A 21,316-nucleotide genomic window follows, 5' to 3' on the forward strand; every position below is an offset into this window, starting at 1 on the left:
GGCGACAGCTCGCGGTGGGACGATGGGATCATGCCTTCCGCCCGCTCGTCACCGGCCGTGATCGGACAGATCACGCGCGGGACGACGGGCACCAACCGGCTGCGCCGCGTGGACCGCTGGATCGCCCGGCATCCGGCGCTGCGGCGTGCGCCGGACCCGCTCGTGATCGACCTCGGCTACGGCGCGAGCGGAGTCACCGCGCTCGAGCTGCACGCGCGCCTGGCCCGTGCGCGGCCCGAGGTCGAGGTGCTCGGGCTCGAGATCGACCCGGCGCGAGTGGCGCGCGCCCGCGAGCAGCTCGCCGAGGTGCGTGCAGGGCGCACGTCGTTCGCACCGGATGCGCGCGTGTCGTTCGCGCGCGGCGGCTTCGAGATCCCGCTGCCGGGCGACCGGCGGCCATCGGTCATCCGCGCCTTCAATGTCCTGCGCCAGTACGACGAGCACGAGGTCGGCCCGGCATGGGCGTCGATGGCCGTGCGCCTCGCCGCGGACGGGCTGCTCGTCGAGGGCACGTGCGACGAGCTCGGCCGCATCGTCACGTGGGTCGCTGTCGGCCCGGACGCCGTGCCGCTGACACTCACGATCTCGCTCCGGCTCGCCGGACTGGAGCATCCCTCGATCGCCGCAGAGCGCCTGCCCAAGGCTCTCATCCATCGCAATGTGCCCGGCGAGCGCGTGCATGCTCTGCTGACCGCGCTGGACGCAGAGTGGGAGCGCGCCGCGTCGGTGTCCCCGTTCGGAGCCGAGCACCGGTGGCGGACGAGCCTGGCCGCGATGGAGGCATCCGGATGGCCGCTGCAGGAACGTTCGCGCTGGCGGCTCGGCGAGCTGACGGTGCCGTGGGATGCCGTCGCCCCGCGTGCGGCGGACTAGAGGCGCGGCAGCACGGCGCGCGCGTCGACCGAGGTCATCCCCGTCGCGGTGAGCAGGTCGACCGCCAGTGGGCGCAGCGCGGTGATGAGATTCTGCTCGCTCATCGATCCGTCCGGCAGGATCGCGCGCGGGTCGAGCCGGGCTGCCACGACGCGGACGGCCTCGCGCGCGACGGGCTGCAGCGAGATGTCGTCGAGGCTCTCCTCCACCAGCGTCGCTGCGCGCATGAGGTCGGCCAGCACCTCGGCCAGAACGGGCCGTCGCTGCCCGTCGTCGCACAGGTAGACCGCGCGACGGGCGACGACCCGGAGATTGCGCGTGGCCAGATCCATCGCGTCCAGCACGGCGCGATGGCGCCTCAGCTCGGCGCGCTGCGGACGCAGCCACGGCGAGAAGGACGAGACGGCGATGCTCGACTCCAATGATGCCCGCCAGTTGTCGACGTGCGGTGCGATCGCGCGCGCCTTCTCCAGGCCCCGCGCCGCCCGCAGACCGTCGCCGCGACGAAGGGCCTGGACGATCGTGCGCGCGGCGTCGGCGGCCGCGGCGAAGACGGTGCGCCCGTCGCGCACCTCTTCGCGACGCGGGTTTCGCGGGATGAGCGCGGTCGCCGCGAGCGCCGCGACCCCGCCGACCGCGCCGTCGATCAGGCGATCGAAGGGCTGGGCGGCCGGCAGCGACATGACGATGACCGCCTGCACGGCGGCCATGATGGCGAACGGCGGGTAGGGCGAGAGGAATCGGGCGACGAACAAGGTCGCACCCAGCGCGAGGGCGAGCTGCCACCAGCCGGGGCCGACGACGAGCACGAACGCGTCCGCGACCACGATGCCCACCAGCATCCCGATCACCGTCTCGAGCACGCGCCGCGGTCGCGCGTCGCGCACCAGCCCCAGGCTCGAGATCGTCACCGTCGCCGCCAGCAGCGGCGCTGGATGCCCGAGCACGTACAGCGAGAACGCCCACGCGGCGGTGGCGGCGACGGTGATCTGAACGATCGCGATCGCCGAGTCCCGCACACGCCCGATGTTCGGTCGCAGGTCCAGGCGTGCCCGCCACCCCGTCGGCACCGCCCGGGTGACCGGAGCCGAGTCGGCGTCGCCGCTCACGGCGCCTACTGGGCCGCCGGCCGGCGCGAGAGCCTGGTCAGACGCGGCACGTTGGCCGTCGCTCCCGCGTCCGGTGGCACCACGACCTCCTGCGCCGCCGCGATCACGCCGTCCTCGGTGTCGACCGTGAGCTCGGCGTCGACGGCGACCGAGCGCCGCACCACGGCGAGGGCGATGGGGCCTTCCTCGTGGTGGAACGCGGCGGAGGTCACCGCTCCCACCTCGTCGCCGTTCACCCGCACCGCGGCGCCGCGGACGGGAAGAACGCTGTTGCTGCCGTCCAGCTGCAGCGCCACGAGGCGCCGAGGCGGGTGTCCGAGGTTGTGCACCTTCGCGACGGTCTCCTGGCCGCGGTAGCAGCCCTTCTCGAGGTGCACGGCGGTGCGCAGCCAGTCCACCTCGTGCGGCAGTGCGCGCTCGTCGACCTCGCTCGCCCAGCGCGGGCGCCAAGCCGCCACGCGCAGCGCGTCGGCGGCCACGAGCCCCGCCAGCGCGAGGTCACCGGCGACGGCGGCCTGCAGCATCCGGGTCTCTTCCTCGTGCGTGACGATCGCCTCGGCCCACGCACGGTCGGCGCCGGGGTGCGGCTCGACCGCCGCGTACGCGTGCCCGCCGACCGCGACGGCCGGCCACGGGTCGGTCCACACCAGCGGCAGCCCGGCCGGCGCTGCCGGGCTGATGTTCGCGAGCGCCGCAGGAGTCCCGCCGACGACAGCGTGGTCATCGGCTTCGCGAGGATCCACGCGCAGCCGGAAGCGCATCTTGCGGAGCCAGCCGAGCAGCCCCTCGGCGTCGCCCCGGTCGACGATGAGCCAGGTCGTCTCGCCGTCGTCGAGGACGGATGCCGCGTGCTCCACGCGTCCCTGCGGGTCGAGCACGAGCATCTCGGTGCTGACACCGGGCGCCAGATGCGCGAGGGACTGCGACGACAGCGAATCCAGCCACGAGAGCCGGTCCTCACCCGACACCGCGAGCACGGCTCGGTCGCCGAGGGGGGCCAGCGCCTCGCCGGAGGCCAGGCGACGCTGCTCCACGACCGGGTTGCCGAGGTGCTGCAGGCCGGCCTCGTCGATGACGGCGCCGGGCAGCTCCGAGTACGCGGCGCCCATCACTCGGCCCGCGCGAGACGCGCCGACGCGTGGGCGCCCAGTTCGTGGCCGAGGGCGGCGATGTCCCACGCCCACAGCAGGTGGCCGTCGACGAGGCCGTACATCCGAGTGGCCGCCGCGTACGCCTTCGCGCCGGCAGGACGCACGACCGCGTCGGTCGCGATATCGATGCGGGGTCCGCGGATCTGGCCGAGATACAGCTCGCTCACCCCGTCGGCGTGGACGATGACGGCCTCGATGTCGAACCCGCCCTCCGGGTTGCGCAGCAGCTCCACGTCGTCGGCGGTGCGAGACACCGAGGGCGCTGCCGGCGGCAGCAGGCCCGGACCGGCATCCGAGTCCCCCGCAGGGCGCGAGAGTCGCCAGTAGCCCATCTCTGCGACGAGGCGGGTGCGCGAGCCGTCAGGGGTGCCGTCGTCGTGCAGCCAGGCCTCGGCCGAGTAGTTCAGATAGTCGCCGCCGTCATGGCTGAAGCTCACGCGGTGCGTGAACTCGCCGGTGAACTCGTGATCGCCGTAGTCGATCACGCCGGTGCCGTCCCACACTCCCACGAGCCACGACAGGGGCACGAGGTCGGCGGGAAGGTCGGTCGGCAGCTCGATCACGACGCGACCCGTCAGCGCTGGCCGCGGTACAGGTTCTTCACGACCACCGCGGACACGAAGACGATCGCGAGCGACGCGAGGCCGAGCAGGCCCACGAAGAACAGTTCGAGCGCGACGAGATCCATGCGAACGAGTCTAGCCGGGAACGATCGATGCGAGACCGAATCCCAGGCTGATGACGCCCATCACCAGGGCGGCCCCGAGGACGCTGGCTGCGACCCGCTCGGTGAAGCCCTGCGAACGGCCGGACCACAGCTGGATCGCGAACGCCGCGACGAGGCATCCGCCGAGCCCGACCGCGAGCCATGCGCCGCGCCATTGCGCCGCCGCGAACACACCGACCACCACGCCGATGAGAGCCGCGAGGACCCACACGGCGATGACGCCGCCGAGCGTTCGACGGGGAGCGAGTTCCGGCACAGCCACACGCCTATCTTCGCGCACGAGGGACCCGCGCGCACCAGACCGGATGTCGCGGCGCGTCTCCACGGCGGATTGGCCGCGCCGCGCACGCCCTACACTGGGGGCACGGCGCTCGCCCACGCGCCGGGAAGGCGACGCATTGGCACAGCTCCTGGTCCTCAGTTCCGCACAGGGAGGCGGCCCCGTCCTGCCGTCTCTCGAGTTGCTGAGCCACCGTGTGCGCCAGATCCCGGCCGAACCCGCGCAGCTGGTCAACGCCCCGAGCGCCGACATCATCTTCGTGGATGCCCGCGTCGACCTCGTCGGCGCGAAGTCTCTCTGCAAGATCCTCAACACGACGGGCCTGGACGCCCCGCTGCTGCTGGTGGTCACCGAGGGCGGGCTCACCGCCGTCTCGACGGACTGGGGCGTCGACGACGTCATCCTCGTCACCGCCGGACCGGCCGAGGTGGACGCCCGGATCCGGCTCGCAGTCGGACGCCAGTCGGCAGAACAGGTGTCGACCCGCATCCAGACCTCCGGCATCACGATCGACGAGTCGTCGTACTCGGCCAAGGTGCACGGCAAACCGCTGGACCTGACGTACAAGGAGTTCCAGCTCCTCCACTTCTTCGCGACGCACCCCTCCCGCGTGTTCACGCGCGAGCAGCTGCTCAGCGAAGTGTGGGGCTACGACTACTTCGGCGGCACGCGCACCGTCGACGTGCACGTGCGGCGCCTGCGCGCCAAGCTGGGCGATCTCGAGCAGCTCATCGGCACGGTGCGCAATGTCGGCTACCGGTTCAACGTGTACGAGGACGACCAGATCCCCGCACCCCGCGAGCGCAGCCAGACCTGACCGCGGCGTCTTGTTCACACTCTCGTCACGCGACCCTGCAATGATGAGGGAATGATCGAACCCGAGGTGCTCGACGCGGGTCTGGGCGACGCGGACGACGACGACTTCGACATGACGGAGGCGTTCGACTCGCAGCTGCCCGACCACCGCTATCTCGACCGGGAAGTGAGCTGGCTCGCCTTCAACCAGCGCGTGCTCGAGCTCGCGGAGGACCCCAACCTGCCGGTGCTCGAGCGGGCGAACTTCCTTGCGATCTTCGCCAGCAACCTCGACGAGTTCTTCATGGTGAGGGTGGCCGGTCTCAAGCGCCGCATCGTCACCGGGCTCGCCGTCCCGACGAACGTCGGCCGTGTGCCCGTCGACGTCCTCGCCGACATCTCGGCCGAAGCCCACCGGCTCCAGCTGCGGCACGCGGACGCGTGGATGAAGGGCGTCAGGCCGGCGATGGCGGATGCCGGCATCGAGGTCGTGTCGTACGACGCCCTCGATGGCGATGAGCGGCAGCGCCTGTACGACTACTTCCAGTCGCAGGTCTTCCCGGTGCTGATGCCGCTTGCCGTGGACCCCGCCCACCCCTTCCCCTACATCTCCGGGCTCTCGCTCAACCTCGCGATCCGCATCCGCAACGCCCGGACCGGGCGGCAGGAGTTCGCCCGCCTCAAGGTGCCGCCGATGCTGCCCCGGTTCGTCGAGCTGCCTCCGGCTGACGGGGTCGCGCGCTACCTGCCGCTCGAAGACCTCATCTCCAGTCACCTCGACGACCTCTTCCCCGGGATGGAGGTGCTCGACCACCACGCGTTCCGCCTCACCCGCAACGAAGACGTCGTGATCGAGGAGGACGAGACCGAGAACCTCATCCAGGCGCTCGAGGCCGAGCTGCTGCGCCGCCGCTTCGGGCCGCCGATCCGGCTCGAGATCACCGACGACATGGACGAGGTCACCCTCGACCTGCTGCTCAAGGAACTCGACATCACGCAGCAGGAGGTCTACCGCCTCCCCGGCCCGCTCGACCTGCGGGGTCTCTTCGATCTCTCGCGCATCGATCGGCCGGATCTGCGCTACAAGCCGCACGTGCCGACGACGGCACTGGCCTTCCAGCCCGGTGACAACAACGAGCGCCCCGACGTCTTCGCCGCCATCCGCAAGGGCGACGTCATGGTGCACCACCCGTACGAGTCGTTCGCGACGAGCGTGCAGGCCTTCCTCGAGCAGGCCGCGAAGGACCCGCACGTGCTGGCCATCAAGCAGACGCTGTACCGCACGTCGGGTGACAGCCCGATCGTCGAAGCGCTCATCGATGCCGCCGAGGCCGGCAAGCAGGTGCTGGCGCTCGTCGAGATCAAAGCCCGCTTCGACGAGGCGAACAACATCGTGTGGGCCCGCAAGCTCGAGAAGGCCGGCGTCCACGTCGTCTACGGCCTGGTCGGTCTGAAGACCCACTGCAAGCTCGCGCTGGTCATCCGCCAGGAGGGCGGCGTGCTGCGCAGCTACAGCCACATCGGCACCGGCAACTACAACCCCAAGACGAGTCGCATCTACGAGGACTTCGGGCTGTTCACCGCCGACGACCAGGTGGGCCGCGACCTCACCCGCCTCTTCAACGAGCTGAGCGGGTACGCGATCGAGAAGAAGTTCAAGCGCCTGCTCGTGGCACCGCTGCACCTGCGCAAGGGACTGCTGCGGCTCATCGAGAAGGAGCGGCGCAACGCCCTCGCCGGCAAGCCCGCGAGCGTGCGCATCAAGGTCAACTCGATGGTCGACGAGCTCATCATCGACGCGCTCTACCGTGCGAGCCAGGACGGCGTGAAGATCGAGGTGTGGGTGCGCGGCATCTGCTCGCTCAAGCCCGGCGTGCCGGGGCTGAGCGAGAACATCACGGTCCGCAGCATCCTGGGCCGCTATCTCGAGCATTCGCGCATCTTCGCGTTCCACAACGACGGCGACCCGCAGATCTACATCGGCAGCGCCGACATGATGCACCGCAATCTCGACCGGCGGGTGGAGGCCCTCGTGCGCGTGAACGCGCCGGCGCACCTGCGAGAGCTCGACGAGCTGTTCACGCTCGCAATGAGCGACACCACCAGTTCGTGGCATCTCGGACCGGACGGCGAGTGGGTGCGTCACAACATCGGCGAGGACGGCAAGCCCCTGACCGACCTGCAGGATCGCACCATGGCCAATGTGCAGCGGCGGCGCCGTGCACGGGCGGTGCGATGACCGAGACCGCGGTGTACGCGGCCGGTGGAGTTGTCTGGCGCATCGTCGACGGCAAGCTCCGCGTGCTCCTGATCCACCGCACGAAGTACCGCGACGTCACGCTGCCCAAGGGCAAGGTCGATCCCGGCGAGATGCTCGCCGAGACGGCGGCCCGCGAGATCCACGAAGAGACCGGCATCCGGGTCTCGCTCGGCGTGCCCGTGGGAGTCTCGCGCTATCACCTGCCGAGCAAGCGCACCAAGATCGTGCACTACTGGTCGGCACACGCGACGGATGACGCGATCCGCGCCTCCACATTCGTGCCCAACAAAGAGATCGCCGCGCTGGAATGGATGTCGCCCAAGAAGGCGCTCTCGCGGCTGAGCTACCCCGTCGACATCGAGATCCTCGAATACTTCGTGCGGCTCGTCGAAGAGGGTGTGCTCGGCACCTTCCCCATCATCGTCCTCCGGCATGCCAAGGCGGTCGGCCGCGACGAATGGCAGGGGAAGGATGCCGCCCGCCCGCTGTCGCCCCGCGGAGTGAGGCAGGCCGGCTCGATCGTCGGCCCGCTGCAGGCCTTCGGCGCCCGCAAGCTGATCTCGAGCCCGGCAGAGCGCTGTGTGGCGACGCTGACGCCGCTCGCGGCGGTGCTCGGACGCAAGATCGAGACGTCCAAGCTCATCGGCCAGGCTGCGTGGGAGAAGGGCGCTTCGGATGCGCGTGCCGTCGTCGGCGATCGCGTCCGCGCCCGCAAGCCGGTGGTGCTCTGCAGCCACGGGCCCGTCCTGCCCGACATCCTCAGTGAGATCGCCCTCGCGACCGGCACGCTGCGCGGGTCGTACCTGGGCAGCGCCTCCGCACTGGAGCCCGCAGCGTTCTCGGTCGTGCATCTGTCGACCGACAACCCCGGCTCCGGCATCGTGGCGATCGAGACGCACGAGCCGAAGGTGTGACCGAGCCCGCGGACGGCGCGAATCCGCCCCCGCCGATTCGCACCGCGTGGGCCCTCGTTCCCGCCGGAGAGCCGCGGCGCGACATCGCGCGGCGGCTGCTGAGAGACCTGACCGGGCCCGACGTCCGGATCTGGCAGGTGTGCCCGGAGTGCGGCGGTCCGCACGGCCCGGTACGACTGTCGACAGCCGGTCTGCGCGGTGCCGTCGCGTACGCCGGCACGATCGCCGTCGCCGCGGTGACCGACCTCCCCGGGTCGGGATTCGGAATCGACGCGGAGGCCGCGGTCGACTCGCGGCGCGATGCCGCAGGACTGCGGGGTGTGCTGGGACCCGGATCCGAGCCGTCGGTCCGGGATTGGGTTCGCGTCGAGGCAGCGCTGAAGGCGACGGGACGCGGTCTTCGGATCGACCCGTCCACCGTCGTCGTGTCGCCGGATCAGGACGGCTCGTGGACCGCGACGGTGCCCGGCCTGCCGCATCCCCTGCTCGGCTGGGACCTGGCTGGTCCGCCGGCCGTCCTGCTGAGCGCGGCGATCCTCCCCGGCGGGCGTTCGATCGGCGCCCTCACCGGCCGTGCGGGAAGGGCGGCAGAGCCGCGACATCGATCCAGCGGGTGAGCAATGCCTCAGCCGCGCCTCCCAGCTCCGCGGCAACGAAGGACCGAAACTCCTCGGTGGTCACGGTGTGGTGGACACGCGAGGCGATCCAGCTGCGCAGCATCGCGAAGAACGCGGTGTCCCCGGCCACCGCGCGCAGCGCATGCAGCGCGAGAGCGCCCCGCTTGTACAGGCGGTCGTCGAACATAAGCTCCGGGCCGGGATCGGACACCACGAGGTCGTGCGCGAGGACCGCGAGTCCCTCGTAGTGGCGCCGCGCGCACTCGTCGGCGCTCGCGCCGCCCGATGCCTCGGCCCACAGCCACTCGGCGTAGCACGCGAACCCCTCGTTGAGCCAGATGTCGCGCCAGCGCGCCACGCCGATGCTGTTGCCGAACCACTGATGCGCGAGCTCGTGGGCCACGAGCCGCTCGGAGTCGGCGTCGAGGTGGTTGGCCCCGAACACCGCCATCCCCTGAGCCTCGAGCGGGATCTCCAGCTCGTCGGGGGTCACCACGAGCGTGCAGGACTCCAGCGGATAGGGGCCGAACGTGGACTCGAACAACCGGAGCATGCGCGGCACGGGCTCGAACGCCGCATCGACGTCCGCGCGGAGCGCCGGCGGGTGCACAGTCGACACCGGCACCCCCGCTCGGCCGACAGTGGAGGGGAGCAGGCGCGTCTCGTACCGGCCCACATGGACGGCGGTCAGATAGGTCGCGGTCGGATCATCCGATCGGAAGGTCCTCGCCTCGAACTGCCCCCGGCGCGCCGAGCCGATCAGAGCGCCGGTCGCCACCGCGCTGTAGCCGGCATCCGTGGCGATCGTGATCGTGTAGCGTGCCCGATCGTCGGGACGATCGTTGCACGGGAACCACGTGGGTGCACCGGTCGGCTGCGACGCCACCAGCGCGCCGTCCTCGAGTTCTTCGAAACCGATGGTGCCCCATCGCGTCCGGCGCGGAGCCGGCGTCCCGGCATACGTGATCTCGACCGAGAACCGCTCCCCCGCTTCCATGCGCCGAGGGAGCGTCACCCGGAGCTTGCGAGGGCCTTGCGTGAACCGCGTGCGCCGGTCTCCGTCCACCCGGACGCGCGAGGCCCGCAGGCCGATGAGGTCCAACCCCACCGAGGACGTCGCGACGGCGGCGACGGCGTTGACCACCGCCCTGCCCTCGAGGCGATTCGTCCTCACCCGGTACGACACGTCGAGTTCGTACGACTCGACGTCGAATGCGGGGTCTCCGCTCTGCGGAGCGTAGCTGTCGTGATCGATCACGATGTCGATTGGTACGCGCGGGCCTTGACCGCCCGCCACGGCCCGATCGGGTTGCCGCTCCACCGGGAGCCGACCGGCACCAGTTCGCCGCGCATGACGAGGGATGCCGGACCCACCGTCGCGTGCGCGCCGAGGGTCGCCCCGGGCAGCACGACGCTGTGCGGGCCCAGCGTCGCGCCGGCCTCCAAGACGACTGCATCCATGCTCATGATTCGATCATGGAAGAGGTGGGTCTGTACGACGCACCCGCGATTCACCGTCGATCCGTCGCCCAGGGTCACGAGGTCGGGTTCGGGAAGCCAATAGCTCTCGCACCAGACGCCGCGCCCGATCTGCGAGCCGAGCGATCGCAACCACACGGCCAGCGCCGGGGTGCCGGCTGCGGCACGGGCGAACCACGGTGCGGCCACCATCTCGGTGAAGGTGTCCGACACCTCGGTCCGCCACACGAAGCTCGACCACAGCGGCTGCTCGCCGGGCCGGATCGCGCCGACGATCAGCCACTTGGCCGCGCTCGAGACGCCGGCGGCGACAGCGCCCGCCGTCAGCAGCACGATCCCCGAGGCGAGCAGGGTCCATACCGGCCCGACAGCCTGCCAGAGCGCCGCAAGAGTGAAGAGCACCCCGAGCCCGATCGCGCAGGTGACGACGACCGGCACGAAGCGGCACACCTCCCACAGGGTCCGAGCGATCCGCATGCCCGGGGTCGGACGGTACGTCCGGCTCTCGTCCCCTTCGGCCGACAGGCGCCGCAGGCGCACCGCGGGAGAGCCGAGCCACGAAGAGCCGGGCTTCGCCTTCAAGGGTGCCGAAGAGAGCACGGCGACGAGTCCGTCACGCGGCACGCGATGCCCGGGGGCGGCCATGCCCGAGTTGCCCAGGAAAGCGCGCTTGCCGATCCGGACCGGGCCGAGGCGCATCCACCCGCCCCGCAGTTCGTACGAGCCGACCATGGTGTCATCGGCCAGGAATGCCCCGTCGTCGATGCGTGTCATCGAGGGGATGAGCAGGACGGTGGATGCCTCGACCTCACGACCGACGCGTGCTCCGAGCAGGCGGAGCCAGACCGGCGTGAACAGGCTCGAGTACAGCGGGAACAGGACGGTTCGCGCGGAGTCGAGCAGTCGTTCGATGCACCACGCCTGCCACCCGATCCGGCTCCGCACCGGGTGAGTCCCCTCACGCAGGCCGATCGACAGCAGACGCACCAGGACGACGACCGCTCCGGCGAAGACGATGCCGACCGCGATCACGGCCGGCACCAGCCACGCCAGCGCGCCGAGGAACGCGGCGCCCAGGTCGGCGGCATCCCGCATCCCCTGCGCGAGCACGAGACCGCCGACGGCGAACGCCGCGATCGGGAGCACACCCAGGGCCACCGACGAGGCGGCATACGCCCACAGCCATTGCGGGGACGGTGTGGGCGCATGGTCTGGCCAGTCGGTCTCGATGCCGCCGACGCGTTCAGCCGGTGAGCCCGCCCACGACTGGTCGGCGCGCACCCGTCCGAACACCGCGGAACCGGGCGCGATATCGGCGCGCTGCCCGACGCGCGTGCCGGGGGCGAGGGTGCTGCGCGCGCCGATGGTGGCATCGGCGCCGATGCGGACTTCGCCCACGCGGACCACGTCGCCGTCGATCCAGGTGCCGGTCAGATCGACTTCGGGTTCGATGGCCGCCCCGTCGCCGACATCGAGCATTCCTGTGATCGGCGGCAGCGTGTGCATGTCGACGCCGCGACCGATCTTCGCACCGAGTGCGCGGGCGTAGTACGTCACCCACGGCGCACCGGCGAGGCCGACGGCATCGATCTGGTCGGCGATCTGCTCCGCCAGCCACAGACGCAGATGAACTCCGCCGCCGCGCGGATAGTCGCCCGGTCGCAGCCCGGCCAGCAGCACTCGTGCGGCCACGACGGCGATCGACATGCGCCCGAAGGGGGTCGCGAAGATCACGAGGCCGAGCACGAGCACCCACCACGGCACTGTGGGAAGCGCCTCGAAACCCGGGACGATCTGAAGGAATGCGCCCGCGGTCAGCAGGTAGAGCAGCCAGCGGATGCCGCTCAGGATGAACAGCGGCACTCCGAGCAGAGTCTGAACCCATTGGGTCGTGCGCGGTGTGGGCACCGGCTTGTGGAAGTCCGCCGGGGACTCCTCTTCGAGCGGGCCGAGTGCTTTGGCCATCGCGCTCAGCCGAGGCACATCGTAGATGTCGGCGACCGAGAACTCCGGCACCCGTGCGCGAATCCTCGAGACGAGCTGTGCCGCGGCGAGCGAACCGCCGCCAAGATCGAAGAAGTCCGCGGAGCGGCCAGGCACCGGCATCCCGAGCACGTCATGCCACTGCTCGGCCAGCCAGGCCTCGGCCGGCGACAGCCCCTCGAGCGGCGTATGCACCCCCGGCAGCGGCCAGGGCAGCGCGGCGCGATCGACCTTGCCCGAGGTCCGCACGGGCAGCTCTTCCACCAGCGCCAGGAGCGGGACGAGTGCCGTGGGCAATCGCTCGGCCAGGAGTGCGCGTGCGTGCGCCCGGTCGAAGTTCTCGCCGGCGCCGCTGACCAGATATCCCACGAGCACGGGCACGCCGGCATCAGTCGAACGTACGGCGGCGGCCGCGGCGGTGACCCCCGGAAGATCCTGCAGCGTCGACTCCACCTCGCCCAGCTCGATGCGGCGACCGCCGACCTTGACCTGGTCATCGGCGCGTCCCATGAAGACGAGGCCCTCGGCTTCGTAGCGGACCAGATCCCCCGAGCGGTACGCACGATCCCAGCCGAGCGTGGGCATCGGGCCATACTTCTCGACGTCCTTCACGGGGTCGAGGTAGCGGGCCAGTCCCACGCCTCCGATGATGAGCTCGCCGACCTCGCCCTCGGCCACGCGCTCTCCCGCGCCGTCCACGACGGCGAGCTCCCATCCGTCCAGCGGCAGGCCGATGCGTACGGGTCCGGCGCCGAGCGGCGCGGCGCACGCCACCACTGTCGCCTCGGTCGGGCCGTAGGTGTTCCACACTTCACGGCCTTCGGCGGCGAGTCTCGCAGCGAGCTCCGGAGGACACGCCTCGCCGCCGAAGATGAGCAGCCGCACGTTCTCGATCGCGTCCTCCGGCCACATCGCGGCGAGGGTCGGCACCGTCGAGACGATGGTGATCCCTTGACGGATGAGCCACGGCGCGAGATCTTCGCCGGAGCGCACCAGGGCGCGGGGCGCCGGAACAAGGCAAGCGCCGTGCCGCCATGCCAGCCACATCTCCTCGCACGAAGCATCGAATGCGACGGAGAGCCCGGCGAGCACCCGGTCGTGCGGGCCCAGCGGAGCGGACTGCAAGAAGAGATTCGCCTCCGCGTCGACGAAGGCCGCGGCCGACCGGTGCGAGACGGCCACGCCCTTCGGCACGCCCGTCGAGCCGGAGGTGAAGATGATCCACGCATCATCCGTCGGGTCCGGCGGCGGCACCGCGACGGTCGCGTGCGTGCTCGGGTGGGGCGCTCCCCCGGAGAAGAGAGCGGCGGATGTCTCGGGTCCTCGATCAGGACCGCCCGGCGCGAACTCGCTCGGTGTATACACGCCTCCCGCGCCGATCTCGCCGACGACGCGCGCTTCGCCGAAGACCAGTCTCGCGCGCTCGTCGGGATCGTCGGCATCCACGGGGACGTAGGCCGCCCCCGCCGCCAGGACGCCGAGGATCGCGACGTAGAGGTCCTTCGAGCCCGAGGGCACCCGCACGCCGACCCGGTCTCCGCGGCGCACACCGGCCTCGTGCAGGCGAGCTGCCGTGCGGCCTACGCGGGCCATCAGGTCGCGGTAGCTCAGCGCGCCGGAGCCGTCGTCCAACGCCGAGGCCTCGGGGTGACGGGCGGTCGTGTCGCGCAGGATGTCGATCAGCGTGCGCGCGGCGGTGACGGAGCCGGATCGATCGAGCTCCGCCTGCCGCTCGTCCACGGTGCGCACGTCAGGACAGCAGGGCGATCAGCTGCACCTTGGTCAGTCGCGAGTACCCGGTCTTGCCGGCTGCGCGGGCGCGGTCACGCAAGGCCGAGACTGTCAGGCTCGACAGATCGGACGGCGCAGCGGCCGTCGACCGTGTGCGAGTCGTCGCGGCAGGGCGCTTCGGTGCCGAACGAGGCTTCGCGACGGCAGGCCGAGACGTCGGCTTCCGAACCGCGACGGGGGTCTCTGCAGCCTCCGACGTCGACGCCGCCCCGGACACCGCACCGGTCTCGGGCTCGCCGTCAGGCGCCGCGATCTGCTCTTCCAGGGCCGTCCGCGCCTGCGCGGCCTCGCGGTCGGCGCGTTCGGCTGCCTTCGCCGCCTTTGCGGCGGCCTTCTTGAGCGCCTTGGCCTCAGCGGCCTGGCGAGCGGCCTCGGCCGCCACACGCTCCGCCTCGGCGGCGGCACGGTCGGCCTCGGCGCGCAGGCGCGCCTTCTGCTCCGCCTTCGCGACCGCCTTGGTCGTCGCCGCGATGAGCCTGTCGGCCGCGCGCACGGCCCGCTTGGCGATCTTGGCCGGATCCTTCCGAAGCGACCGCTTCGAGGCATCCGCCGCCTCACGGGCATCGTCGGCGAGATCCCGGATCTTGCGGGCGGTCTTGTCGGGAAGAGCCTTCGCCGCCTTCCGCGCCTGCTTCGCCGCGTCGGCGGCTGTCTCCATCGCGTCGAGCGCCTTGCGCTCCGCCTTCGTCGTCTTGGCCATGGCCAGGAACCCTAGCGGGTCGGGGTTAACAGCACGCGTCGCGATGTCCCGAAAAGTCGCAGGATGTCGCTCAGGAAGCGTCCATCCGGGTGCATGGATGGCGACATTCCGTTCACCTTCCGTTCACCCGCGCAGCGCACTCTCTTAAGAGTCCGAGCCTACGTTTCAGAGCGAGCCCCGCACCGGGCTCCCACCCGAAGGCCTTACCCGGGCCTCATTCCCTGACACGTGAAGGATTCACACAGTGAAGATCTCCCGCATCGCCCAGGTGGGCGCTGTCGCCGCAGTCGCGGCCCTCGCCCTCGCCGGCTGCGCTTCCAACGAGCCTACGGGCAACTCCTCGGACGGCCCCGCCGCGGGCGGGCTGTCCGGCGAGATCGCCGGTGGCGGCGCCTCGTCGCAGGAGGTCGCGGTCCAGGCGTGGACCGCCGGCTTCCAGACCGCGAACCCCGAAGCGACCATCTCGTACGACGCCGCGGGCTCGGGCGCCGGTCGCGAGTCGTTCCAGGCGGGCGCGTTCCCGTTCGCCGGCTCGGACCGCGCATTCACGGTCGAAGAGATCGAGGCGGGTCCGTTCGACGCCTGCGTCGACGGCTCGGGCATCATCGAGCTGCCCACCTACATCTCGCCGATCGCCGTCATCTTCAACATCGAGGGCGTCGACTCGCTGAACCTCGATGCCGCCACGATCGCAGGCCTGTTCGCCGGCACGATCACCAACTGGAACGACCCGGCGATCGCCGCGCTCAACCCCGACGCGACGCTCCCCGACCTCGCCGTCACGCCGGTTCACCGCGCAGACGACTCGGGCACCACCGAGAACTTCACCGACTACCTCTTCCAGGCCGCGCCTGACGTGTGGACCTCGGAGCCCGACGGCGTGTGGCCGCTGTCGACCGGCGAGGCCGCCCAGGGCACCTCGGGCGTCGTCTCGGCCGTCGCCGGTGGCGAGGGCACGGTCGGCTACGCCGACGCGTCGCGCGCCGCCGAAGAGGGACTGTCGACCGTCGCCGTCCAGGTCGGCGAGGAGTTCGTGGAGTACTCGCCGGAGGCTGCAGCCGCCATCGTCGACGCGTCGCCGTTCGAAGAGGGCCGCGGCGAGGGCGACCTCGCCATCCAGCTCGACCGCACCTCGGGCGAGGCCGGCGTGTACCCGATCGTCCTGATCAGCTACATGATCGCGTGCCAGGAGTACGCCGACGCCTCGGTCGCCCCGCTGGTCAAGGGCTACCTGGAGTACATCGCCAGCCCCGAGGGCCAGGACGCCGCGGCCGAGGCCGCCGGCAGCGCGCCGATCTCGGACACCCTGCGCGAGCAGGTCGACGCGGCGATCGCCTCGATCGTCACGGAGTAAGACCCCAGATACCCGGTCCGGCCTTCAGCGCCGGGCCGGGTATCGCCCTGAAAACCCAGACCCGAAGGACACCATGACGACGACGACCGCACCGGCCGTCAAGGCCCAGCCCAAGCAGCGGCCGGGAGACCGCTGGTTCTCGGGCACCGCGCTGTTCGCCGGGTCGATGATCCTCGTGACGCTCGCCGCCGTCGCGATCTTCCTCATCGTCCAGTCGATCCCCGGGATGACGGCGAACAGCGAGACGGCGTCGCTGCTCAGCGGCAACTTCTGGGGATACGTCTGGCCGCTCGCCTTCGGCACGGTGTGGGCGTCCTTCCTCGCTCTCCTCATGGCGGTGCCCCTCTCGGTGGCGGTCGCCCTGTTCATCTCCCACTACGCGCCGCGTCGGCTCGCGCAGGGGCTCGGCTACATCGTCGACCTGCTCGCCGCCGTCCCGTCCGTCGTCTTCGGCCTGTGGGGCATCCTGGTCCTCGCTCCTGCCGTGCAGCCCGTCTACTCGTGGCTGAACGCCAACGCCGGGTGGTTCCCGCTCTTCGGCGGCACCGCCTCCGCCACCGGACGCACGATCTTCACCGCCGCCATCGTGCTCGCCGTCATGGTGGTGCCGATCATCACCGCCATCTGCCGCGAGATCTTCCTCCAGACCCCGGTGCTGCACGAAGAGGCGGCTCTCGCCCTCGGCGCGACGCGCTGGGAGATGATCCGCATGGCTGTCTTCCCGTTCGGCCGCAGCGGCATCGTCTCGGCCTCGATGCTGGGACTCGGCCGCGCCCTCGGCGAGACGATGGCGGTGGCCATGGTGCTCTCGGCCACCGGCGTCGTGACCTTCCAGCTGTTCACGTCGGAGAACCCCAGCACCATCCCGGCCAACATCGCGCTGACCTTCCCCGAGGCGTACGGCACGAACATCAACGTGCTCATCGCGACGGGCCTCATCCTCTTCATCGTCACCTTCGCCGTCAACGCTCTCGCTCGCTGGATCGTGAGCCGGCGCAAGGAATTCTCGGGAGCGAACTGACATGACCGTGACGACCGCTCCACCCCAGTCCCCGACCGACGTGTCACTGCACGAGTCGCCGCGCCTGACCAGCGGGCACCTGTCGCCGTGGGTACCGTGGGCGCTGCTCGCCGCGAGCGCCGCGATCGGCGCACTGCTGTTCGCGATCGTCTCGATCGCCGAGGCCACCACGTTCAACATCGCCGGCTGGGCCGTCGTCAGCGCGATCCTCTACCTCGTGCTGATCACCGTCATCTCGAGCCTCGTCGAGGGGCGTCGCAAGGGCGTCGACCGCCTGGTGACCGGCGTCGTCACGGCGGCCTTCGCGATCGCCATGGTGCCCCTCGTCTCCGTCGCGGTGACCGTCGTCGTCAACGGAGTGGCCGGCATCTCGGCCGACTTCTTCACGATGTCGATGCGCAACGTCGTCGGCGAGGGCGGCGGCGCGCTCCATGCGATCGTCGGCACGCTGCTGATCACCCTCGCCGCCGCGATCATCTCGATCCCGATCGGGCTGTTCACCGCCATCTATCTCGTCGAGTACGGCGCCGGCAAGCGACTCGCACGGGGCATCACGTTCCTCGTGGACGTCATGACCGGCATCCCCTCGATCGTCGCCGGCCTGTTCGCGTACGCGCTGTTCGCGCTGTTCTTCGGTCCCGGCATCCGGATGGGCTTCATGGGTGCCGTCGCGCTGTCGGTGCTCATGATCCCTGTCGTGGTCCGCTCCAGCGAAGAGATGCTGCGGCTCGTGCCCAACGAGCTGCGCGAGGCGGCGTACGCGCTCGGCGTGCCGAAGTGGCTCACGATCTCGAAGGTCGTGCTGCCCACCTCGATCGCGGGCATCACCACGGGTGTCATGCTCTCGATCTCCCGTGTCATCGGCGAGACCGCGCCCCTTCTGCTCACGGCAGGTGTCGCGACGTCCATGAACTACAACCTGTTCGAGGGTCGCATGATGACCCTCCCCGTGATGTCCTACTCCCAGTACATGAACCAGGGCATTCCGGCGCAGGCCTTCATCGACCGCGCGTGGGCCTGTGCGCTCGTGCTCATCGTCATCGTGATGCTCCTGAACCTCGTCGCGCGCCTGGTCGCGAAGCTGTTCTCGCCCAAGCTGGGCCGCTGAGGCATCCCCAACTACCCGAAAAGAACCTGAGGAATCGTGTCCAAGAGCATCGAAGTCAACGATCTCAACGTCTACTACGGCGACTTCCGCGCCGTCGAGGGCGTCTCGCTCGACATCGAACCGCGCAGCGTGACGGCGTTCATCGGCCCGTCCGGTTGCGGCAAGTCCACCTTCCTGCGCACGCTGAACCGCATGCATGAGGTGATCCCCGGCGCCCGCGTCGAGGGAAGCGTGCTGCTGGACGGCGACGATCTGTACGCCCCGAACGTCGACCCGGTGCTGGTGCGCCGTCAGGTCGGCATGGTGTTCCAGCGCCCCAACCCCTTCCCGACGATGTCGATCAGGGAGAACGTGCTGGCGGGGGTCAAGCTCAACAACAAGCGCATCTCGAAGTCGGACGCCGACGCGCTCGTCGAGAAGTCGCTCAAGGGCGCGAACCTCTGGAACGAGGTCAAGGACCGGCTCGACAAGCCGGGCTCGGGGCTGTCCGGTGGGCAGCAGCAGCGCCTCTGCATCGCGCGCGCCATCGCGGTCTCGCCCGAGGTCATCCTGATGGACGAGCCATGCTCGGCCCTGGACCCGATCTCGACGTACGCGATCGAAGAGCTGATCGGCGAGCTGAAGAACGACTACACGGTCGTCATCGTCACGCACAACATGCAGCAGGCATCGCGTGTGAGCGACAAGACGGCGTTCTTCAACATCGCCGGCACCGGCAAGCCGGGCAAGCTCATCGAGTACGACGACACCCGCACGATCTTCACGACCCCGTCCGTGCAGGCGACCGAGGACTACGTCTCCGGTCGCTTCGGATGACCGCCGCAGGCGGACGACCGAAGGCCGTTGTCGAGTAGCGAGCGCCAGCGCGTATCGAGCCACGGCTGATGCTCCGCGACGGCATCAGTCGCGTGGACTCAGCAGGTAGCGGTTGAAGGATGCCGTGAGCTCTTCGTCGACCGCCACGTCGACGCCGTCGATCGCCCGGATCGGCGCGGCCAGCCGCACGCTCGACACCAGCCACGCAGCATCCGCTCGCGCCAGCGACGCGACCGGGATCACCTCGTACCCGGTCTGCAGCCCCTGAGCAGCGAGGTGCTCGAACAGGCTCAGCTGGGTGGTGCCGTGCAGGATCCCGCCGTTCGGGGCGGGAGTGACGTACCGGTCGCCGAGGCGCAGGATCAACGACGCGGTCGGCGCCTCGAGGACGAACCCGTCGGACGAGACGAAGATCGCGTCGTCTGCGTCTCGCCGCTTGGCCTCACGGATCGCCGCCATGTTGACGGCGTACGACAGGGTCTTCGCGCCCAGGAGCAGCCACGGCGCCCGCGCGGGCGTGTCGATCCCGTAGCCGCGGTCGAGCGTCACCACGCGGACGCCCCGCTTGCGCACCGCCGTGTTGTCGGCGGCCTGAGCAGCCGTGACCCAGGCCGTCGGCGTGGGCCCGTGCTCCACCCCGCGGCTGAGGATGAGCTTGATGACGCCCTCCCCCTCGGGCGGGCAGTGCGCGGCGGCCACATCGACCGCCTGGCGCCACTGCTCGAGGTGCGGGGACGGCAGATCGCACAGTCCGGCCGAGTGCACCAGGCGGTCCAGATGCGCCTGCGTCTCCTGCGGGTGACGGTCGACGACGCCGATCGACTCGAAGATCCCGTCGCCGCGCTGCGTGCTCAGCTCGCCGACGCTGAGCGCCGGCGCAGACGGGTCGATCTCGCGGAATGTCGCCGAAAAGTCGGTGCGGGAGTCATCGGATGCCACGGGCTCGATCACGAGCGCGAAACGCCAGGTCATACCTCGAGCCTAGGACGTCGGGAATGCCCTGCCCCTCGCCTCGGTTACACTAGATCGGCCGGGCCGCAGTAACCCCGGGCTCCATCTTCTGCCGCTGCGAGCGGCCTTGCGCCGAGAGGCGTTCTGCGGCCCGGCACTTACTTTTCCCGCAGCGTCGTCGCCCGCTCGTGCAGCACGTGCGTCTTCTGCCGGCTGTTGCGGGAGGTACTTTCAGCTCAGGGCGTCGCGACGCCACAGGCCGGCGCACGCCGTGAGATCGGCGGCATAGTCCGACAGGCGCAGCGCGCGCGTCGTGAAGGCCGAGGCGCGCTCAGGCTCCGTGGCCTCGTAGTCGTCGGCGACGTGGGTGGCGCCGGATGCCTGCACTCGCGCGAATGCGGCGGCCCGGTCGAGCGCGACCGCGAAGTCCCCTTCGAAGAGACCGCGCATGATCGTGTCGATCAGGGCGACGAGCTCATCGGGACCGGCCGGCGACGGCGCACCCGCCACGAGCTCGTCGACCGAGCCGAGTTCGGCCCGGCCGCGTTCGTAGAGCAGGGCCGCGGTGTGCGGATCGTCGTGGATCATGAGCTGCAGCAGGTAGAGCCGCCACAGCGTGCCGGGAAGGGTCCTGGCCGGCGAGCGCGACCACAGCTCGGCGAGATCGTCCAGCCCGTGCTCGTCGGTGAACGCCACGAGCCGGTCGACGATCGCGCTCTCGGGGTCTGCGCGCACGCGCGCGAGCAGCGCGTGGGCGGTGGAGTGGGCGATTCGCGACACCTCCGCCGGATCCTCGGCTGAGAAGAGCCGGTCGAACAGTTCGGCCGGCCGCCGGACGGGCTTGTGGAACTCCCGGGACTCGTCACTCACCTGGTCCAGGCTACCCGCCGCGACGAGCGCGGGGGCGCGCTGCGGCAGGTGCTGCATCCACGGCAGGCACATGTCGAAGCTTCCCGTCCGGCGTACCAGGTCAGGCCTGGTTGATGCGGATGTGGTTGCCGGCCGGGTCGCGGAACGCGCAGTCCCGTGCTCCCCAGTCCTGCGAGATCGGCTCCTGCAGCACTTCGGCGCCCGAGGCCCGCAGCCGCTCGAACGTGGCGTCGAGGTCGTCCGTCGAGAACACGTACGGCCCGGGCCCGATCCCCTTCACGATGAGCCGCTCGAGCGCCTCGCCGTCCTCGGGCGAGCGGCCCGCGGTGGGGTCCGACACCACGAGGGCGAGACCCGGCTGACCGGCGAATCCGAAGCTCGCCCAGCGGTGGCCGTCATACGACACATCGTTGACGATCTCGAGGCCGAGTCCATCGCGATAGAACTCGACGGCGGCGTCGACATCGTCGACGGTGATGGGGCTGTATGCAAGGGAGATGGTGGTCATGGATGCCAC

At 70.5% G+C, this 21,316-nt stretch carries 19 protein-coding genes; 9 read left to right on the forward strand and 10 right to left on the reverse strand.

Annotated features, from left to right (window positions below):
• Window positions 1-30: 30 nt before the first annotated feature.
• On the forward strand, window positions 31-873 hold the full coding sequence (locus tag HF576_RS02280) for a class I SAM-dependent methyltransferase (protein ID WP_168911156.1): 843 nt from the start codon (window positions 31-33) through the stop codon (window positions 871-873).
• On the opposite strand, the gene HF576_RS02285 is transcribed toward HF576_RS02280, so the two are convergent.
• The 4 genes from HF576_RS02285 to HF576_RS02300 all read right to left on the reverse strand — a co-directional run bounded on the left by HF576_RS02285 (window position 870) and on the right by HF576_RS02300 (window position 4,122).
• Window positions 870-1,982 (reverse strand): FUSC family protein, encoded by a 1,113-nt coding sequence (locus tag HF576_RS02285; RefSeq protein WP_168911157.1) that lies wholly within the window; start codon window positions 1,980-1,982, stop codon window positions 870-872. The two genes, HF576_RS02280 and HF576_RS02285, sit on opposite strands and share 4 nt — an antisense overlap.
• A gap of 5 nt (window positions 1,983-1,987) precedes the next feature.
• Complete coding sequence (gene ygfZ, locus HF576_RS02290; RefSeq protein ID WP_168911158.1) at window positions 1,988-3,091, reverse strand: CAF17-like 4Fe-4S cluster assembly/insertion protein YgfZ; 1,104 nt, start codon at window positions 3,089-3,091, stop codon at window positions 1,988-1,990.
• Entirely contained in the window at window positions 3,091-3,696 is a 606-nt protein-coding gene (locus tag HF576_RS02295) for a heme-binding beta-barrel domain-containing protein (protein WP_168911159.1), read from the reverse strand. Before HF576_RS02295 ends, ygfZ begins: the two co-directional genes overlap by 1 nt.
• Window positions 3,697-3,831: 135 nt before the next feature.
• Window positions 3,832-4,122, reverse strand: a complete 291-nt coding sequence (locus HF576_RS02300; protein ID WP_168911160.1) for a hypothetical protein — start codon at window positions 4,120-4,122, stop codon at window positions 3,832-3,834.
• Between the two features lie 136 nt (window positions 4,123-4,258).
• On the opposite strand from HF576_RS02300, the gene HF576_RS02305 reads away from it, so the two are divergent.
• Genes HF576_RS02305 through HF576_RS02320 form a run of 4 tightly spaced genes read left to right on the forward strand, consistent with a single transcriptional unit; the run spans window position 4,259 to window position 8,726 of the window.
• Window positions 4,259-4,957 carry a winged helix-turn-helix domain-containing protein gene (locus HF576_RS02305; RefSeq protein ID WP_168911161.1) on the forward strand — a complete coding sequence of 233 codons (699 nt, stop codon included), beginning with the start codon at window positions 4,259-4,261 and terminating at the stop codon, window positions 4,955-4,957.
• A gap of 51 nt (window positions 4,958-5,008) precedes the next feature.
• Window positions 5,009-7,174 (forward strand): RNA degradosome polyphosphate kinase, encoded by a 2,166-nt coding sequence (locus tag HF576_RS02310; RefSeq protein ID WP_168911162.1) that lies wholly within the window; start codon window positions 5,009-5,011, stop codon window positions 7,172-7,174.
• Window positions 7,171-8,109, forward strand: a complete 939-nt coding sequence (locus HF576_RS02315) for an NUDIX hydrolase (protein ID WP_168911163.1) — start codon at window positions 7,171-7,173, stop codon at window positions 8,107-8,109. The genes HF576_RS02310 and HF576_RS02315 overlap by 4 nt, the downstream gene beginning before the upstream one ends.
• Window positions 8,106-8,726, forward strand: coding sequence for a 4'-phosphopantetheinyl transferase family protein (locus HF576_RS02320; protein ID WP_205834631.1), 621 nt, complete (start codon window positions 8,106-8,108; stop codon window positions 8,724-8,726). Before HF576_RS02315 ends, HF576_RS02320 begins: the two co-directional genes overlap by 4 nt.
• On the opposite strand, the gene HF576_RS20680 is transcribed toward HF576_RS02320, so the two are convergent.
• Genes HF576_RS20680 through HF576_RS02335 form a run of 3 tightly spaced genes read right to left on the reverse strand, consistent with a single transcriptional unit; the run spans window position 8,674 to window position 14,679 of the window.
• Window positions 8,674-9,984 carry a M1 family aminopeptidase gene (locus tag HF576_RS20680; protein WP_168911164.1) on the reverse strand — a complete coding sequence of 437 codons (1,311 nt, stop codon included), beginning with the start codon at window positions 9,982-9,984 and terminating at the stop codon, window positions 8,674-8,676. The genes HF576_RS02320 and HF576_RS20680 overlap by 53 nt on opposite strands.
• Window positions 9,981-13,937 carry a Pls/PosA family non-ribosomal peptide synthetase gene (locus HF576_RS02330; protein ID WP_343234148.1) on the reverse strand — a complete coding sequence of 1,319 codons (3,957 nt, stop codon included), beginning with the start codon at window positions 13,935-13,937 and terminating at the stop codon, window positions 9,981-9,983. The genes HF576_RS20680 and HF576_RS02330 overlap by 4 nt, the downstream gene beginning before the upstream one ends.
• Before the next feature lies 1 nt (window position 13,938).
• The gene (locus HF576_RS02335) at window positions 13,939-14,679 is read right to left on the reverse strand and encodes a hypothetical protein (protein ID WP_168911165.1); all 741 of its coding nucleotides are present in this window, start codon (window positions 14,677-14,679) and stop codon (window positions 13,939-13,941) included.
• A gap of 244 nt (window positions 14,680-14,923) precedes the next feature.
• On the opposite strand from HF576_RS02335, the gene pstS reads away from it, so the two are divergent.
• The 4 genes from pstS (at window position 14,924) to pstB (ending at window position 18,978) form a co-directional block, all read left to right on the forward strand.
• Window positions 14,924-16,033, forward strand: a complete 1,110-nt coding sequence (pstS, locus tag HF576_RS02340; RefSeq protein WP_168911166.1) for a phosphate ABC transporter substrate-binding protein PstS — start codon at window positions 14,924-14,926, stop codon at window positions 16,031-16,033.
• A 73-nt stretch (window positions 16,034-16,106) separates the two neighbouring features.
• Window positions 16,107-17,054 carry a phosphate ABC transporter permease subunit PstC gene (pstC, locus tag HF576_RS02345; protein WP_168911167.1) on the forward strand — a complete coding sequence of 316 codons (948 nt, stop codon included), beginning with the start codon at window positions 16,107-16,109 and terminating at the stop codon, window positions 17,052-17,054.
• Between the two features lies 1 nt (window position 17,055).
• A complete protein-coding gene (pstA, locus tag HF576_RS02350) occupies window positions 17,056-18,162 on the forward strand; it encodes a phosphate ABC transporter permease PstA (RefSeq protein WP_168911168.1) in 1,107 nt (368 codons plus the stop codon).
• 36 nt (window positions 18,163-18,198) lie between these two features.
• Complete coding sequence (gene pstB / locus HF576_RS02355; protein WP_168911169.1) at window positions 18,199-18,978, forward strand: phosphate ABC transporter ATP-binding protein PstB; 780 nt, start codon at window positions 18,199-18,201, stop codon at window positions 18,976-18,978.
• 84 nt (window positions 18,979-19,062) lie between these two features.
• Here the strand turns inward: pstB and HF576_RS02360 are convergent, their stop codons facing one another.
• The 3 genes from HF576_RS02360 to HF576_RS02370 form a co-directional block, all read right to left on the reverse strand.
• Window positions 19,063-19,950 (reverse strand): aminodeoxychorismate lyase, encoded by an 888-nt coding sequence (locus HF576_RS02360; RefSeq protein WP_168911170.1) that lies wholly within the window; start codon window positions 19,948-19,950, stop codon window positions 19,063-19,065.
• Window positions 19,951-20,160: 210 nt separating this feature from the next.
• Window positions 20,161-20,799, reverse strand: a complete 639-nt coding sequence (locus HF576_RS02365; protein WP_168911171.1) for a DNA-directed RNA polymerase subunit beta — start codon at window positions 20,797-20,799, stop codon at window positions 20,161-20,163.
• Window positions 20,800-20,899: 100 nt separating this feature from the next.
• Window positions 20,900-21,307 carry a VOC family protein gene (locus tag HF576_RS02370; RefSeq protein ID WP_168911172.1) on the reverse strand — a complete coding sequence of 136 codons (408 nt, stop codon included), beginning with the start codon at window positions 21,305-21,307 and terminating at the stop codon, window positions 20,900-20,902.
• Window positions 21,308-21,316 lie beyond the last annotated feature (9 nt).

The organism is Microbacterium salsuginis (genome assembly GCF_012524205.1).
Lineage (GTDB): Bacteria > Actinomycetota > Actinomycetes > Actinomycetales > Microbacteriaceae > Microbacterium > Microbacterium salsuginis.

Bases quoted from the DNA above. Each gene is read 5' to 3' on its own strand.
- HF576_RS02280 (WP_168911156.1), top strand. From the start codon at position 31: ATGCCTTCCGCCCGCTCGTCACCGGCCGTGATCGGACAGATCACGCGC.
- ygfZ (WP_168911158.1), bottom strand. From the start codon at position 3,091: ATGGGCGCCGCGTACTCGGAGCTGCCCGGCGCCGTCATCGACGAGGCC.
- HF576_RS02310 (WP_168911162.1), top strand. From the start codon at position 5,009: ATGATCGAACCCGAGGTGCTCGACGCGGGTCTGGGCGACGCGGACGAC.
- HF576_RS02315 (WP_168911163.1), top strand. From the start codon at position 7,171: ATGACCGAGACCGCGGTGTACGCGGCCGGTGGAGTTGTCTGGCGCATC.
- HF576_RS02335 (WP_168911165.1), bottom strand. From the start codon at position 14,679: ATGGCCAAGACGACGAAGGCGGAGCGCAAGGCGCTCGACGCGATGGAG.
- pstC (WP_168911167.1), top strand. From the start codon at position 16,107: ATGACGACGACGACCGCACCGGCCGTCAAGGCCCAGCCCAAGCAGCGG.
- pstA (WP_168911168.1), top strand. From the start codon at position 17,056: ATGACCGTGACGACCGCTCCACCCCAGTCCCCGACCGACGTGTCACTG.
- HF576_RS02360 (WP_168911170.1), bottom strand. From the start codon at position 19,950: ATGACCTGGCGTTTCGCGCTCGTGATCGAGCCCGTGGCATCCGATGAC.
- HF576_RS02370 (WP_168911172.1), bottom strand. From the start codon at position 21,307: ATGACCACCATCTCCCTTGCATACAGCCCCATCACCGTCGACGATGTC.